Source organism: Bacillus cereus group sp. MYBK222-1, assembly GCF_051916425.1.
GTDB classification, from domain to species: Bacteria; Bacillota; Bacilli; order Bacillales; family Bacillaceae_G; genus Bacillus_A; species Bacillus_A paranthracis.
Map to the genome: position 1 here is coordinate 2,101,704 of NZ_JBQAGP010000001.1, position 15,875 is coordinate 2,117,578.

Genomic DNA, 15,875 nt, shown 5'->3' on the forward strand with positions numbered 1-15,875 from the left:
AATTCTTAAATAATATTATTATGTATAGATATTACGAATATAGTGCATAATTAAAGAAGGTGATTTTATTGAAATTAAATAAAAATTTACAGCTATGTATATTAATTGGAACATTAATGTGTTATTCAATCTATTTTATGTTTTTCTATCTGTTCCCCACTCATTTTTCAAATTCGGATGTACGCTTCGCTTCCCTTATTGTTGAAGCCATTACATTTGTATCACTCATTTATTCTATATATTCTAAAAAAGTTAGTTCAAATCCGTTTTGGATATGTATCACGATAGCAATTGGTAGTTTTTTGTTAGGAAAAATAGTATATACATATCAAGAGAGCTTCTTCAAAATTCCAATACATCGTTTTACTATTTCTGATGTGTTTTATATGCTTTTTCTACTCTTCTGTCTTATCGCTTTCTGCTATAAAATCCTAAAAGAATGCGATAAATGGGAAAAATCGTTCTTTATTTGTGATATATGCATAGTACTTACTTCCATATTCACATTGGAATGGTATTTATTTAATCAACCAAATTTAAATATATTCTCTCTTTCACTAGGAGATGTTTTCCTTTCATTTCTATATCCAATTGCAGATTTATTATTTCTTCTACTAGGTGTTAGTCTCTTTTTCCGTCCAACAATTTTTAATTCTAAACGGAAAATTTATATCTTTATTTTTGTATTAATAAGTTCTGCAACTTTTAACTATATTTATTTTTACTTACATAACCATTTATCAACTGAAACGATAACATTATTACGTCTTTTATATAGAATACCTATATTACTTATTGCAATAGCTGGATCTATTTCAGAAGATCATAATAGCCATAAAAATTATTTCATTGTTAACCCTATAATAGGAAAAAAGGCTTTAGTTGTATTTCCCTATCTTGCTGTTGCAATACTAATCGGGTTTACGTTAAAAGAACAAACAGCATCTTCCATTCTCATTACGGGAAATTGTATTGCTTTTATTTTCGTACTCATTCGTCATTCTATTGTACGTATGCAAAACAATTCTCTAACCAAACGTTTACAAGTATTCAATGCCCAATTGGAAGAAAAAGTTAGATTACGAACTTCAGATTTAGTTCATAAATCAGAGGCTCTATCTCAAAAGCAACAAAAATTCAAATCATTATATGAATATCATCCTGACCCTATTTTTACAATTGATTTAAATGGCGTATTCTTAAATGTAAATAAAGCTGGAAGTATACTACTCGGTGCACCAACGGATGAGTTACTTGGTGAAACTTGTTTTTCGATTATTTTAGATGAAGACAAATATAAACTAGCATCTGCATTAGAAAAAGTGAAACAACAAGAATCAGCATCCTTACAACTTAGTTCTCAATATAAAGATGGATTTACTTATTCTTTATACGTTACCATCGTCCCTATTATGATAGACGGGCAAATTTCAGGAAGCTATATTATGATGAAAGATATTACTGCGCTAAAAAAACAGCAAGAAGAAATAAAATATTTAGCATTCCATGATACTGTAACGAAAATTGGGAACCGTGCCTTTTTTCATAAGAAATTAAAAAGAATTATAAAAAATGCTAAAACGACAGAAAGCGAGTTTGCATTATTATATTTGGACTTAGATCGCTTTAAAGCAGTTAACGATACACTTGGACATTCGGCAGGAGACTACATATTAGAAGAAGTAGCGAAGCGATTCCAATCCTGTCTTCCATCACATACTCATCTATCAAGAATCGGTGGCGATGAATTTACAATCTTAATTGAAAACTATACTGACGAAGATTCCTTATTCCAGTTATGCAACCAGTTATTTAAATGCATGGAAAAATCGTTTGTCATATATGAACATACATTAACTCTATCAATAAGTATCGGCATCGCTATTTATCCACATTCTGGAATCGATACCGCTACACTTCTGAAAAACGCTAATGTTGCAATGTATGATGCGAAAGCAAAAGAACTTAATTCTGTCTCTATTTATGATGATGTAATTGCCAAAAAAATTGAAAGACGATTACGATTAGAAAAAGATTTACCAAATGCAATTCAAAATGAAGAATTGTTCCTTTTATATCAACCTCAAGTTGATAGCAAATCTAACAAAATTATCGGTGCTGAAGCTTTAATTAGGTGGAATCATCCTGAATTAGGTGTTATTTCTCCATACGAGTTTATTCCGATTGCAGAAGAAACGCTACAAATCATTCCAATAGGAAAATGGACACTACAACAAGCTTGTGAACAAATGAAACGTTGGCACACAAGCGGATATTCACATTTGAAAATAGGTGTAAATTTATCTGCTAAAGAATTTGAACAAGAAGATTTTGTAAAGTCTATTTCTGCTACATTAACAAATACTGGTTTACCAGCAAGTTCTCTCGATCTTGAATTAACAGAGCGAATTGCAATGATGGATGAGCGAGAAACATTAATAAAACTACGTACACTAAAAAGTTTAGGGATTCATATTTCAATCGATGACTTTGGTACAGGCTATTCTTCGCTAGCTTACTTACCTTTATATCCAATCGATACGTTAAAAATCCCACGAGAATTTATTACAATGTCTGAAACATGTGACGATGGAATGGAAATTATTAAAACAATCATCACATTAGCAAATACATTAGGAATGTCAGTTATCGCGGAAGGTGTAGAAACGAAAGAACATGTGAGTTTCCTTCAAAAAAATAAATGTCGGTTTATTCAAGGGTACTATTATAGTAAACCTATCCATACGCATGCATTTACTGAACTATTAGAAATCGGGATTCACCCATAGTACATGGCTAATTGTTATAAGTAATAATGAATTTGAACAACTATAGCAAAAAGGAAAGAAGAGATCTTCTTTCCTTTTGTTTTTTATTTACATTTCTATTACTTCACTACTTCATTTATTATATCTATTAATTGATGAATCCCCTCATTATTAGTTTTCTTATATCCATTCATGTTTTGAATATATCTCTCCTTATTTGTATACAACTTATTTACTGCATGTATAAATGTATTCGTACTTACTCTGTCTTGGAGTATAACTTCCGCATATCCTTGCCGAGAAAAATATTCAGCATTTAAAACTTGATCTCCCCTACTGGAACTGTTAGTTAACGGGATAAGCAACATCGGTTTCTTCAAAAATAACAATTCAGAAATAGCAGTAGAACCCGCTCTGGAAACTACAACACTCGCCATATTTAGTATGTGCGGCAATTCTTCCCCTATATATTCGAATTGCATATAACCTTCCATGCCAACAGATGAATCTACCTTCCCTTTACCGCACATATGAACAATATTAAAATTTAATAACAATGTTTCCAAACTTTTTCTTACCATATCATTTATCCATTGAGCGCCTTGACTCCCACCCATAATTAACAATACCGGTTTATCTTGCTTAAATTTACAATAGCTTCTTCCCCGCAATACGTTGCCTCTCTCAATTTCTTCCCTTACAACTGGTCCTACATAAACCTTCTTCTCATTACTTACATTTTCTCCTGTCTGAGGAAATGTTGTACATAGTTTTGTAGTAAAAGGTAATGCTATTTTATTTGCTAATCCTAACGTACTATCTGGTTCACGTATTATTACGGGTACTTTATTCATCCATGCTCCTATTACTACAGGAACAGAAACAAATCCTCCTGCCGAAAAAATAACATCTGGTTTTATTCGTTTCATTAATTTATAGCTTTGAATGCAACCTTTTATTATTTTAAAAGGATCTTTAAAGTTCTCCAAATCCCAATATCTCCTAAGCTTCCCTGTTGAAACAATATTGTATTTAACATTTTGAACTAATAGTTTTTCAATTCCATTTTGAGATCCAATATACTCAACTCCCCATCCTTTTTCCATAAATTTAGGAATCAATACTATATTAATCATTACGTGTCCGGCTGTACCGCCCCCAGTAAAGAGAATCTTTTTATTCATAATTTATATCCACCTTTATGATTAAAAAATCTTATTTTATACTAATCTATTACATGTAAGTAACCTTAGCATTATTTATATAAACCTTTAACTCAAATCCTATATCTTGCAAAAAATCTTTCATGAGGTCATAAAAATCATTTCCATACTCACTACATTCATACTGAGCAAAAACTCGGATTACAGGCCTAGTTCCTGCATCTATTACTGGATTTTTCCGATCACCCTTTTTCCCTTCCACATAGGCTCGACATTTATTTATCGCCTCATAGATACGCAAAGCATGCTCTTCTTCATTCTTCCAGTCCAGCGTATCAACAATTAAAAGAAATAGTGTATTTTGATTATTTATTGTTTCATAGCCATTCATATATTTCTTACACCCTTTTTGTTTTTCATTGCATGCAGATGTCACTACACTTCGCATACTCAAGTACATCTTTTAATGATTGATGGAATTGAATTTCTGGGATCCAACCTAACCTTTTTATTTCCTCTATTACTAAACTATCATTTGAATCACTGCCACTTTTTTCTGTTTCCTCTATGAAAAAATTCAGCTGAGTTAATTCTTTATATTGTTCTAGTACCTCTAATAAAGATCGTTTCACTCCTGATCCGATATTATACTGTTTTCCATTTATTCCATCTCGTAATAACACATGATACGCTTTAACCGCATCACGTACATCTAGAAAATCCCTACTATCTTTCAAACTGTTTACTTCAATAATGGCTTTACTTCTACCTGATTCTATATCTATCATTTTTTTTGCGAGAATCGAACAAATGCCATTTGATACTCCTGGACCAATTAAGTTTGAGGGCTTTGCAATGATAATATTTGAACCCATTAATTCGCCCCAAGCCTCTGCAATAATGACTTGCATCGTTTTACTTAAACTATATGGATTTGAAATTTTTATTTCGTTTATACTATCTGCTTGCAAAGCAGATCCTATAACTAATGTTCTACAATGCGAGGCTTCTTGCTTAATTGCTTCTAATAAATATAACGTCCCTATTGCATTAATTTCTACATATTCAAGAGCAGCTGTCCAAGACTCTATGACTGAATTCCTACCGGCTAAATGTAATACATAATCTGGCTTTATTTGTTTCATTACCTTCATTACTTCGCTCTTATTCGTTAAATTACAAGTAATACCATTTTCATTTTTTTCTCTATGTGTACGATTTTGAAACATAGGAATTACATGAAAGCCCTGTTCTAAAAAATATTGGCAAGCATGGTGTCCTGTAAAACCATTTGCACCAGTTATTAAAAGGCTCGCATTTTTTTTCATCGTAAAAATCCTCCTTTTAATAGCATTTGTTTCACTTCATGTTTTGCAAGTAAGTCTTGTTGTGAACTAAAACTCTTCACATCCACAAGCGGAAAACTAGCATAATATTCTTGAAGCCCTTCTATAGGAATAGTAGGTAGTACCACAAAATAATTTTGATCAAAACTTATACTCGTTTTACTCTCTACCTCAGATAAAAGCATTTCACTTAATTTTTCACCCGGCCTGATCCCTACCTCTTTTAACTTCACATTTTCTTTTTTCGAATCTTCAATTAACACTTCTGCTAAATCTGTTATTTTACATGCCGGCATTTTCATAACAAAGATCTCTCCGCCTCTGCCTTGATATACGGCTTTAAATAACAATCCAACAGCATCTTCAATTGATAAGAAAAATCTAGTCATATTCGCATCGGTAATCCCTACTTGTGAAGATTTTTTAATTTGTTTTTTAAAAAGCGGTACCACACTTCCACTCGTCCCTAAAACATTTCCACCACGAACACAAATAAATTTTGTTTTCTTCGTTTGTACATTCGCATGAACCATCAACTTTTCACCAATTGCTTTTGTCATCCCATACGTATTTGATGGATCGGCTGCTTTATCCGTTGAAACATATATAACTTTCTCAACTTGCATCTGTAAAGATGCTTCGATTACATTTTGCGTACCATGTATATTAGTTTTTATAGCTTCATAAGGATAATACTCACATACTGGAACATGTTTTAAAGCTGCAAGATGGAATACATAATGTACACCTTGGCATGCATAAACTAATTGATCCTTGTCACGAATATCTCCAATAATAAATTTTAATCTATCATCATTTATAAACTGTTGCTGCATTTCAAACTGAACCGTTTCATTTCTTGAAAAAACCCTAATTTCTTTCGGTGATTTTTCTAATAGTTGCTTTATAAGCTCATGTCCCCACGAACCTGTGCCACCAGTGATTAAAATTATTTTATTTAGCATTCCTTTTCCTCCTACCAAGCATTTCAATTAACATTTATTGAATTATTTTCAATTGATTCAAATCATAATCGTCGTTTGTTACATTTAATTGACAAAATAAAAAAACAGAAACTATTAAAAATAGTTTCTGTTTTTCATTTCACCTCACAACAGTAAGATTTTTTATACTGTTTGTATGATAAATTCCTTGTAATAAACAGCGCTCATTTATTTCTTATACTCGTAATAAAATAAATAGAATGATTCATAGCCAATAGTCATGTTTAAATTTATGGAAAAGGGAGGTAACGGAATGTACCGAAGCAATTCAAATCATACATATAACGGACCTTCCAAGGCACTGCCTCTCTCCCTATTTGATGTGAAAAATGAATTGAAACAAAAAAGTAAACTCACTCATTCTGGCACGATGTATAAATTAACGAAAGAAGAGCAAATCATCATCAACAACATAAAAATGCAGACAGAACAGCTAAATAAAAATAATGTCACAAGAACACGTGCATACTACCAATTTTACGTTCAATATCCGGAAATACATTGGGCACTACTTGGGCATATGGTATCACGTAACGGCGGTTGGAATATGACTGATTTAAGGGGAGATTTATATACGAAAATTTTATCAGAGAAAGAGCAAATCACATTTTTTTCTTTTTTAGAAAGAGGAAATTGGCTTATTTTTCAAGATGTCTATCCTCAATTTCTGCTTTATGAACAAAGTGTAAAAAGAGCACAAAAGCTATTTCACCTTCTCCCTCACCTAAATGTTTCTACATTTATGGAAACGATGTGGAACGATTTTTGGAAAACAGGTAACAAAAAAACATTAGCAATTGCAACTATTATTAATGAACAAAACTACTTAGAAAAAAGAGTGATTCAAAATGTACACTTTAAAAAGACTGTACTAAATAGTATTGGATTTAAACTATTTGATTTCTTTCAGTTTAATCATATCCTGTTCCCATTCTACGCAAATGATAAGAAACAAAACGTATTACTATTTGGTGATACAATGAAACATTTCACTTCCTTACACGAACGGATCTTAATTGGAAAAAGGTTGTATTCATTATTATTTCGGGATACACATGTTTTATCTCAAGTAATAAGCTGGGCCCAACACCATCCTCATACAGGCTCAAGGAAAGATTACTGGCCTCATTTATTTTCAAGTGTGAATGAATCTTTTTCTCGTGAGTTTTATAAACGCCGAATAAAGAAATGCCAGTTGCGTAATGGCGCTTATCGTATATACAGTCCTGCACTCATCTACGCATGGCGAGATATAGAGCATGAAGAAGTTGACAGTGAAGATTGGTTTACGGACTGGCAAGTCGTAAATTACTTAGTGGATAAGGAGGAAAATATAAATGGACAAATTACAGAAGACTACTGTAAAACACTCGAAAAAATTGAACTTGCCATTCTTGCAAAGAAAAATGTTCTCCTTCGAGAAGACGAATAACCTTTTCGCATTAGTCATTACAATCTTACTCTCTTCTATTATCGGAACTTACTTAGATGCATTTTTTGTTGCAAAACAATTATATTCCTTTCCGGTTAGACCCTTTCCCTCCATATTTTCAGTTAACATCGGCTTTACTCTCTTTGTACTACCGATTTTAACAACGATTTTTATACAAATTTCAAAAAGATTATCTACAGTTTCTAGAATTCTTTTTATTATTTCAATCGGTATTTGTGCTAGCATTTTTGAACAGATTGCTGAAAGATTCGGTTTCTTTATTCATAGCTTAGATTGGAATCATACATATTCTTTATTTGGCTATATGATTTTCTTTTCTTTTATTTGGAAAGTATATGATTTCATACAAAAATAAAGAGATCCTTATAGATCTCTTTATTTTCAATCAATATTTTCTACATTTAAATACTTAGTTTCACAGTAATAGCCTTTGCCGCCAACATAAACTTTTTCTACTTTATTGTTGCTATTGGTTGCTAATTTAACTAATATTTCAGAAGGCGAGTGTAAAGAATAACCTTGTTCAAATACATAGACTTCTTTTTGCAAGTTGTGCTGTTCATAAAGGTAGCAAGCTAATGCACCGTTTGAAGTTCCAGTCGCTGCTTCTTCATTGATGTCGTATAGTGGAGCAAAATTTCTGCATATAATTCGATTGTCATTACAAGTATATAGATGCATTCCGACAACATTATAATACTTGCTAATTTCTTTAATTTTTTCAAAATTAGGTTGCAGTGTATGTAATCGTGTTTCGCTTTTTATAGGAATTAAAATATCTTTTAAGCCTGTGGAGACAATTTGAATTGGATATTTATCGTCTATAGCTTTCATGTCAAAACAGTCGATGAACTCGTTTGGAGATACAACATCATAGAATATCGGTTTGTTTTGTTCCATAAATATGATGTCATCTTTTATGGTAATAGTAAGAACACCGCTGTTCGTTTCAATCGTATAGCGATTCTGGCAAAGTTTATTTAAATGCATCAGTATCACGAAAGAGCCAATTGTAGCGTGACCACATAAATCAACTTCTTCTTTTGGTGTAAAATACTCAAATTTATAATCAGCAATTTCAGATTCTGATATAAATGCGGTTTCCGCATAGCCCAGTTGTTTAGCTATTGCCATTTTTTGAGTTGTGGTCAATGTATTATTCTCAGTAAATACCACTCCTGCTTTATTTCCGCCTTTATGATCCTTGCTAAATGCACTTGCAACATAAACGGATATTCTCATAAGACACCTTCCTTCCTCACTTATAGTAAATTGTAGCATAGAAAACACTACGTATATATCTCATTGGATAAATTCACTATAAAGTAAGAGACAAACTATTTTTAGCATCTGCACTCTTAAAAAATAGTTTGTCTACAGTCTGAAAAATCCTTATAGATCTCTTCTTAAGCATACTCTTCGGTTATTACTAATGGTGCAAGAGTTTGAAGACTTTTTGAACGTAAACGATAGGCAACAATTTTCTTTTTATATTGCTTTATTACATCAATATGTTCTTCATGGCTATATAAAGAAAAGCTAATCTCTTTATTCCCTTTCTTCGTTTTAATCACGATTGGTGTTCCTTCCCCGTGCGGCGGAAAATAATGCTTATCTAAAAATAAAGCCTCATTAAATTCATGAATAACTTGTAGTTTCGTTTCTCCCTCTATATTTTTTCCATCTATCGATATAGAGGTATTCTCTTCCTCAAGTTTTTGATGCAATTCAAATTTACTAATAATTGATTCTACAACAGAAGTCGGCATACTAGAAACTAATACTTTAATAGCTCCAAAAACAAATAATGTAACTATAAACCATGTTGTCATTTTCATCATCTCCATTACATGTCAAAATATAAATTTCGTTCCAAACGGTATGAATATACTAATAAGTATTCCCGTAACAATCATCGTCACCGAACCGATTGTCGCTTCTCTCTCGCCTTCCTTCACGAGACGACTTACCCCGATAATATGTGATGCGCAGCCCATTCCCACGCCTTTTCCAATCGTACTTGTTATACGGAACAACTTAAGTACTGTTGGTCCAATCATAGCACCTGTTATTCCCGCAACAACTACAAAACTAGCAGTCATAGATGGAATGCCACCAATTTGCTCCGCTATTGAAATAGCAATAGGCATCGTTGCTAATTGTGGTAGGGTGGCTAGTATAAGTTCCTTATCTATATGTAACATTCCACCAATCACTACATTCATAGTCGTTAAAGCCAGTATACCTGTCACTACGCCGATTAGTATCGATAAAAAGTTTTTCATCAGTATCTTTCGCTCTTTAAATAGTGGTATCGCTAACGCTACGATTGCAGGACTCAATAAGCTTGAAAGAATGTCTCCCCCATTTCCCCTATACTCATGATGAGAAATACCAAAAATCAAAAATAAACAAATCATAATTGTAGTAACTGTTAACACCGGTAACGTGAATGGAAACGTAAATTTTTTATATAACTTTGTCGCCAATAAATAAATTACTACTGTAATAATAATTAAGACCATTTGCATCTTGCACCTTGTCGATTTTATTTTTTGGATGTTACTACTAATTGACTTATATACCCTGAAACAATCAAAGTTACTACCGTACTTGCAACTACTAAAAGGAATATACTACTTCCCTTACTAAAAAGAAAAGACCCGTATTTCATCAGTCCTGTTGTCGAAGGGATTAAAAATAACGGTAAAAATACGATTAACTTTTCCGCACCTTCCTCAAACCACTTTAATGGTAAAATACGAATAGAAAGGAGTAGAAAAAGCATTAACATTCCTATTAAACTTCCTGGCATTGATAAATGGAATACTCCTTGAATCCACGTACCAACTAAACTAAATACATACAGCACGCCTACTTGAAGTAAAAGCATCACGTACTTCATTTCTTTCCCTCATTTCAATATTACGTATCACTATTATGAAATCTCATTTAACGTTTCAGCAAACCTCGTCATTCCCAGCTGAATTTGTTCGGCATTTACTCTCCCAAAAGTAAAACGAATATATTCACTTTTAGTACCTAAAACACTACCCGGGACAAACGCTACACCATTTCGTATAGATTCACCTAATAAATGATACTCATCAAACGTTCCTTGCACTTTGCACCATAAATGTATTCCACCCTCTGGAACAAAAAATTCAACCTGGTCTCCTAATATTTCTTCAAGCTTTCTAATTAATACATCTCTTCTTTCTTTCAATTGTCTACGAAGCATTGTAATATGCGCATGAAAATCGTCTGATTCTAAAAATTGATTTGCCACCCACTGCGTAAATACACTGTGCCCAAAATCAACTTGCTGCTTCGCATCCGCTAAACGTTCTATTACACGCGTAGGACCAATTACCCAGCCAATACGTAATCCCGATGCAACAATTTTTGATAATGAACTTACATAAAGAACATTCCCGTTTTGATCCATTGATTTTAATGTTGGATTCACTTCTCCATTAAAGGACGTTAAACTATACGGATCATCTTCTACAATCGGTATACCAAATTCAGAAGACAGTTCTAAAATCTTTTTACGTCTTGCTAATGACAGCACAGTTCCCGTTGGATTTTGATAATCTGGATTTAAAAATACCATGCGAATACGATGCTTTTTATGCAAATCAATTAGGTCATCTGGATTCATTCCATGCTGATCAACAGGTAAATGAAATATTTTTAAACCAGCAGATTTAAACATCGGCAATGAGAAACAATACGAAGGGTCCTCAATTGCAATCGCATCACCAGGTTTTAATAAGCATTGAACGATAAGATTAAGTGCCTGTTGTGCGCCTGATGTAATAAGGATAGAATTCGAATCTGATTCAATTTGTTTATATTGCTGAACATGTGCCGCAATTGTTTTTCTCAACATTTCATTTCCAAGTGGATGGTCATAACCGAGGTTTTCCATAAATGTTTTCTCCGACAAAATTGTTCGGAATCTATCACTCGGAATTAATTCTGGTGACAATTCACCACTCGCTAAATTAATTAAGTCTTCTTTTTGTGTTTCCGTTCTAATTTGTTGAACGAGTGGTACGTTAGGTAAGAATGATCCATCCTCAACGTACCTACCCCAGTTCGGTATTCGTTTATGTGAAACACCCCATATGTCTGTATTCACCCGTGTTCCGCTTCCTTTTTGCCGTTCTACTACTCCAAGTGATTTTAATTCTTCATATGCAGCTACTATCGTACTCCTATTCACCTGTAATTCTTTTGCTAACATGCGCTCAGAAGGTAACTTACTGTCAGAAGGAAACTCACCTGAAGAAATACCTCTTTCAATATAATCCGCTATTTGTTTATATACAGGCGTCTTATCTGCACGATTTGGTTTCCATTCCATATAGTTGCCTCCTTTCAAAGCTAACTACCCTCAATTTATTACTAACAGTATTTACCGTAAAAATAGTATTAATTAGTCACATTGTCTCATCCTAAAATGGATATATTAAAATAGCCCCGTTTCTGATTACTCGATAGCTTCTGAAATTCCAGCTTCATACTCTCGCTTTAGTTCTGTTACAAACTATCAAATTATTACCGCATACCATGTTACCCCTAGCAGTAGAACAAAAAGAAGGAGAATATAGATTGCAGATAAATTTTTCACATTTCTCTTTGTGGACTTGCCGTAATTCTCCTCCACATTTCGCGCAACTAGCACGGTCCCAAACAGCGATCCAACTACAATAATAACGACTAGTGAAATTGCAAAAATCATTGTATTTTCACCTCTCTAAAGACAATCTATTTTAATAAAGAATTTCCTCTTTAAAATGTTAATAACATACTACCTTTCTTCTCTTATCATAATGGATGTTTGCCAAAAACGGACCAACCACTTTCATGTTTTTTTGCTCATCCACTTTAAAAATAAAAAGCAACTGATCACTTATAATCAGTTGCTTTTTCGTAAAGTTAATTACATTCATTTTTCACTTAAAATTGATCCGATTTAAAAGTTTGGCCTTTTCATAATGAAACATCGATTGAGATAATTCGAAAATTGTCCCGTTTACAAGACAAACTGTATTTTTAATAAGAAGCGCCGTATTTTATCGCTTCTTACTCTCATCATCTTTATTCTTTTATAAGTGACTCATTCGCTCTTATAACTTCTTGATACAGTAATGGTGACCACTTTTCATTTATATAATCTTGAATGATCCAACCTACTCTTGTAGGACTCTTTTGTTTTATATAGTTTGCAATTTCAGGATTTATGTAAGAGGCGTAGTAATATGGACTATTCCATGCTGTACCACCAGAAGACAAGCTTGCAAAATTAATATATAGATGATGTAAATCCTCACTATTATTCATCGTTTCATTGATCGTATCTTTAATAGATTTTACTTTCTCATCATAACCCACTTTATATTTATCTTGTACCGTTACATTTACGTTTTGATTTACAGTTGTCGTAAACGTCTCATTATCTGGCCAATAAAAATTATTATATCCTCCAGATTCATTACTACTGCCATATCTTTTTAGTAGTACAATTTTCCCACGAGCATCTCCAAGTTTTATATTTCCTTCTGTTTTTAAAAAGATAGGATCAACAAAATAATTTTTTTCAAACGTATTACTAAAGGAACCTTCTGCTCCTTTCATATCCTCATACTCTTTTTTTAAAGACATAATAATTGTTTCACTCGGATTATCTTTTAAAAATTGTTTCGCTTCGTTTATGAATTCGTGTAGGGTTACATAAAGATATAATGGCCCATGATGAAGAACTATCGTATTATCATCTGTTAAACGTCCTCTTATATCAAAAATTCTAGCTCCATGATCCATTTGGTAACGAAAATCATATTCTTGCGTCATTCCCCATACTTGCTTAATCGGATTTTGCAACTTAAACGTTCCACTATCATGTGTTCCTGGAATTGAAATTCGTGCTAACGGGATATTATCAGGTATAGGTTGCATCCATTTTGACCAATTTTCAAGCTCATTAACAGAGCTAGCCGCAACGACCCTCTTCTCATGTAAAGCAAATACAAATGTGATAAATATCGTACTACATATGAATAATTTCAAAATAAATTTCTTACTGCTCATTATTATTCCTCCTTTTTTTGTTTTATATCAAACTTATTGAATATAATATAATCTAGTGAGTAAAAAATAAATATCATTTCATAAGTATGAAATATTGCATAGAAATAAAGTTAAAAAACATTCATATATCCTGAATTAGAAAAATTTAAAGGAACTTCATCTGAAGCTCCTTTCGTTTACTTTATATTCAATACATATGAACCATCTTTATTCTCATACTTATAGACGTATAAATAATATTTACCTGGCTTTGCATTATAAGTTCCTTTCACTACATTTCCTTCATTTTCACCATATGCTACATAGTTATTTAAATCTGATTCATGATGAAGTACCCATGTCATTCCGATATTTTGTTCATTTAGTAGGGATATGCTAATATTTTCCATAGAGTCAATTTGGAAAGTAAATACATCTACTCTATCACTATTATGTAACGTTCCTTTCACCGGTGTATGAAAGTTAACTTTATTTGCCTGTATACGTTCATTATTTGGTTCATTTTCTGTTACTTGTAACTCATTCCCACCGTTTGGTTTTCTTTTTCCATACCCTAAGTTAACTAGTATAGACTTCAAATCTGGTAAAACACCAATTTTATCTGCATATGGATCTTTAGATTTTGTTCCTGTGCTCTGGTTGCTTAATATCGCTCTTAGTTCACTCGGTCTATATGGTTGTCCTAAATTTTCTTTCGCAATGCTTTGTACTAAAGTCGCTGCTCCGGCAATAATAGGCGACGCACTCGACGTGCCACTAAAGCTAGATGTATACAGGTTTACAGCACTTCGACTTTGCTCTGCTGTAGTTGTATCTACGTTTTCTCCCCAACCATACACATCAATACGGCTGCCATAATTCGAAAACCACATACGCTCATGAGGGAGAGATGAAGAGCCCGCTCCTACCATAATTGCACCTGAATCTTTAAAATCTTTACTATTACGATTTAAAATTTGTTTACCATTTCTATCTTTAAATTGATCTAAATCATTCCAACCATTTGCTCCAGCTTCTATAATGACAACACCTTTATCTGTACCAGCACGGATCGCATCAAAGATATCTGGTTGTACTTCAACAGGTAAATATTTATCACCATATCCATCGAAAGATGCTTGTGCCTCTAACAATAAAACATCCCCAGCTTCTAACTGATTTACAGCACTTAATATTGCATCAGCTGTATTATACTGTCCGTTATCTCTTATTTGAGAAATCACCTTTGCTTTCGCTTTTGGCGCAATCCCAATATTCCCAACTTCATTGTCCTCAGAGGATACAATTCCTAGTACAGACGTCCCATGACCGACATGTTGATCTATATTTATTCCAGACATTAATTCAATATTTTGATGTACTAAATCCTCATGATTTAATAACCATCCATATTCCATATCAACAAAAGTTATACCGTTTCCTTTACCGCCTTGAACTTCCCAGGCGAAGGGCGCATTAATACCGTATGGTGCTGCTTCTAAATAACCTTGTTGTTTAAATCTAGGATTGTTATTAGGATTAAGAGATACACTTGATGGTTGCACTTCTGGTGGCGTTATTTTTTCTTGTTTCTTCATATACACATCTTCTATTAAAGAAGATTTCTTTAACCTATCTACTAGTTCTTCCTCTTGTTCACCATTTTGAGTTTGAAGAATATAGTAGTTTAATAAACTTGTAGATACATTATTGGGCGCTTTCACTTCAAGGTCTTCTATTTCCTCTGGACTTACAGATGTGAATAAACGCATGAATGTTACATCTGGATATTCTACCAAAAGATCTTCTAGTACTTTATCGTTCGTTTGAGATTGTATTTGTTTTTCAATACCATCTTCATATGGTAATTTCAAATCCGCATTGAATTTTACAATGATTTGCTTATCTGTTTCTTGGTCTATTCCTAATTTACTCTGCTGTTCTATAGAATCAGCATTTACAATATTGACAGTGCCTCCTATTCCTAAAAACATTGAAATGATTACAGCTGAAACAAATATTCTTTTAAATATATTCATTACATCACTTCTCCTATTAATAAT

The 15,875-nt window shown here is 32.9% G+C and carries 15 protein-coding genes and 1 pseudogene; 3 read left to right on the forward strand and 13 right to left on the reverse strand.

What is annotated here, in order from left to right; genetic code table 11:
- Positions 1–68: 68 nt before the first annotated feature.
- Positions 69–2,789, forward strand: coding sequence for a putative bifunctional diguanylate cyclase/phosphodiesterase (locus tag ACTFR9_RS10805; protein WP_229136205.1), 2,721 nt, complete (start codon positions 69–71; stop codon positions 2,787–2,789).
- Positions 2,790–2,887: 98 nt separating this feature from the next.
- On the opposite strand, the gene ACTFR9_RS10810 is transcribed toward ACTFR9_RS10805, so the two are convergent.
- Genes ACTFR9_RS10810 through ACTFR9_RS10825 form a run of 4 tightly spaced genes read right to left on the reverse strand, consistent with a single transcriptional unit; the run spans position 2,888 to position 6,242 of the window.
- Positions 2,888–3,952: an undecaprenyldiphospho-muramoylpentapeptide beta-N-acetylglucosaminyltransferase gene (locus ACTFR9_RS10810; RefSeq protein ID WP_001035068.1), complete on the reverse strand. Its 1,065-nt coding sequence runs from the start codon at positions 3,950–3,952 to the stop codon at positions 2,888–2,890.
- A gap of 49 nt (positions 3,953–4,001) precedes the next feature.
- On the reverse strand, positions 4,002–4,322 hold the full coding sequence (locus ACTFR9_RS10815; protein WP_001014789.1) for a DUF6572 domain-containing protein: 321 nt from the start codon (positions 4,320–4,322) through the stop codon (positions 4,002–4,004).
- A 25-nt stretch (positions 4,323–4,347) separates the two neighbouring features.
- Positions 4,348–5,259, reverse strand: a complete 912-nt coding sequence (locus ACTFR9_RS10820; protein ID WP_076855446.1) for an NAD-dependent epimerase/dehydratase family protein — start codon at positions 5,257–5,259, stop codon at positions 4,348–4,350.
- Complete coding sequence (locus ACTFR9_RS10825; RefSeq protein WP_000932605.1) at positions 5,256–6,242, reverse strand: UDP-N-acetylglucosamine 4,6-dehydratase family protein; 987 nt, start codon at positions 6,240–6,242, stop codon at positions 5,256–5,258. Before ACTFR9_RS10825 ends, ACTFR9_RS10820 begins: the two co-directional genes overlap by 4 nt.
- 292 nt (positions 6,243–6,534) lie before the next feature.
- Between ACTFR9_RS10825 and ACTFR9_RS10830 the strand changes: the two genes are divergently transcribed.
- Entirely contained in the window at positions 6,535–7,713 is a 1,179-nt protein-coding gene (locus ACTFR9_RS10830) for a DUF2515 domain-containing protein (protein ID WP_000286278.1), read from the forward strand.
- The gene (locus ACTFR9_RS10835; RefSeq protein ID WP_048550015.1) at positions 7,619–8,089 is read left to right on the forward strand and encodes a CBO0543 family protein; all 471 of its coding nucleotides are present in this window, start codon (positions 7,619–7,621) and stop codon (positions 8,087–8,089) included. The genes ACTFR9_RS10830 and ACTFR9_RS10835 overlap by 95 nt, the downstream gene beginning before the upstream one ends.
- 26 nt (positions 8,090–8,115) lie before the next feature.
- Here ACTFR9_RS10835 and ACTFR9_RS10840 read toward each other — a convergent pair whose 3' ends face one another.
- The 9 genes and pseudogenes from ACTFR9_RS10840 to ACTFR9_RS10880 all read right to left on the reverse strand — a co-directional run bounded on the left by ACTFR9_RS10840 (position 8,116) and on the right by ACTFR9_RS10880 (position 15,851).
- Complete coding sequence (locus tag ACTFR9_RS10840; RefSeq protein ID WP_229136206.1) at positions 8,116–8,976, reverse strand: PhzF family phenazine biosynthesis protein; 861 nt, start codon at positions 8,974–8,976, stop codon at positions 8,116–8,118.
- A gap of 164 nt (positions 8,977–9,140) precedes the next feature.
- A complete protein-coding gene (locus ACTFR9_RS10845) occupies positions 9,141–9,566 on the reverse strand; it encodes a YfmQ family protein (protein ID WP_000214638.1) in 426 nt (141 codons plus the stop codon).
- 21 nt (positions 9,567–9,587) lie between these two features.
- On the reverse strand, positions 9,588–10,259 hold the full coding sequence (locus ACTFR9_RS10850; RefSeq protein WP_000242953.1) for an LrgB family protein: 672 nt from the start codon (positions 10,257–10,259) through the stop codon (positions 9,588–9,590).
- A 23-nt stretch (positions 10,260–10,282) separates the two neighbouring features.
- Positions 10,283–10,639, reverse strand: coding sequence for a CidA/LrgA family holin-like protein (locus tag ACTFR9_RS10855; protein ID WP_000878384.1), 357 nt, complete (start codon positions 10,637–10,639; stop codon positions 10,283–10,285).
- A gap of 33 nt (positions 10,640–10,672) precedes the next feature.
- On the reverse strand, positions 10,673–12,106 hold the full coding sequence (gene pdxR / locus ACTFR9_RS10860; RefSeq protein WP_229136207.1) for a MocR-like pyridoxine biosynthesis transcription factor PdxR: 1,434 nt from the start codon (positions 12,104–12,106) through the stop codon (positions 10,673–10,675).
- Positions 12,107–12,292: 186 nt separating this feature from the next.
- Positions 12,293–12,484 carry a hypothetical protein gene (locus tag ACTFR9_RS10865; protein ID WP_000575327.1) on the reverse strand — a complete coding sequence of 64 codons (192 nt, stop codon included), beginning with the start codon at positions 12,482–12,484 and terminating at the stop codon, positions 12,293–12,295.
- Positions 12,485–12,698: 214 nt separating this feature from the next.
- A pseudogene (locus tag ACTFR9_RS10870) lies at positions 12,699–12,812 on the reverse strand (GntR family transcriptional regulator); the annotation flags it as partial.
- A 31-nt stretch (positions 12,813–12,843) separates the two neighbouring features.
- Entirely contained in the window at positions 12,844–13,833 is a 990-nt protein-coding gene (gene plcA, locus ACTFR9_RS10875; RefSeq protein ID WP_229136208.1) for a phosphatidylinositol diacylglycerol-lyase, read from the reverse strand.
- A gap of 176 nt (positions 13,834–14,009) precedes the next feature.
- Complete coding sequence (locus tag ACTFR9_RS10880; RefSeq protein ID WP_048557658.1) at positions 14,010–15,851, reverse strand: S8 family peptidase; 1,842 nt, start codon at positions 15,849–15,851, stop codon at positions 14,010–14,012.
- Between the last annotated feature and the right edge of the window lie 24 nt (positions 15,852–15,875).

Coding starts and splice junctions, on each gene's coding strand:
- ACTFR9_RS10810 (WP_001035068.1), bottom strand. CDS start 3,952: ATGAATAAAAAGATTCTCTTTACTGGGGGCGGTACAGCCGGACACGTA.
- ACTFR9_RS10815 (WP_001014789.1), bottom strand. CDS start 4,322: ATGAATGGCTATGAAACAATAAATAATCAAAATACACTATTTCTTTTA.
- ACTFR9_RS10820 (WP_076855446.1), bottom strand. CDS start 5,259: ATGAAAAAAAATGCGAGCCTTTTAATAACTGGTGCAAATGGTTTTACA.
- ACTFR9_RS10825 (WP_000932605.1), bottom strand. CDS start 6,242: ATGCTAAATAAAATAATTTTAATCACTGGTGGCACAGGTTCGTGGGGA.
- ACTFR9_RS10830 (WP_000286278.1), top strand. CDS start 6,535: ATGTACCGAAGCAATTCAAATCATACATATAACGGACCTTCCAAGGCA.
- ACTFR9_RS10835 (WP_048550015.1), top strand. CDS start 7,619: ATGGACAAATTACAGAAGACTACTGTAAAACACTCGAAAAAATTGAAC.
- ACTFR9_RS10840 (WP_229136206.1), bottom strand. CDS start 8,976: ATGAGAATATCCGTTTATGTTGCAAGTGCATTTAGCAAGGATCATAAA.
- ACTFR9_RS10845 (WP_000214638.1), bottom strand. CDS start 9,566: ATGACAACATGGTTTATAGTTACATTATTTGTTTTTGGAGCTATTAAA.
- ACTFR9_RS10850 (WP_000242953.1), bottom strand. CDS start 10,259: ATGGTCTTAATTATTATTACAGTAGTAATTTATTTATTGGCGACAAAG.
- ACTFR9_RS10855 (WP_000878384.1), bottom strand. CDS start 10,639: ATGAAGTACGTGATGCTTTTACTTCAAGTAGGCGTGCTGTATGTATTT.
- pdxR (WP_229136207.1), bottom strand. CDS start 12,106: ATGGAATGGAAACCAAATCGTGCAGATAAGACGCCTGTATATAAACAA.
- ACTFR9_RS10865 (WP_000575327.1), bottom strand. CDS start 12,484: ATGATTTTTGCAATTTCACTAGTCGTTATTATTGTAGTTGGATCGCTG.
- plcA (WP_229136208.1), bottom strand. CDS start 13,833: ATGAGCAGTAAGAAATTTATTTTGAAATTATTCATATGTAGTACGATA.
- ACTFR9_RS10880 (WP_048557658.1), bottom strand. CDS start 15,851: ATGAATATATTTAAAAGAATATTTGTTTCAGCTGTAATCATTTCAATG.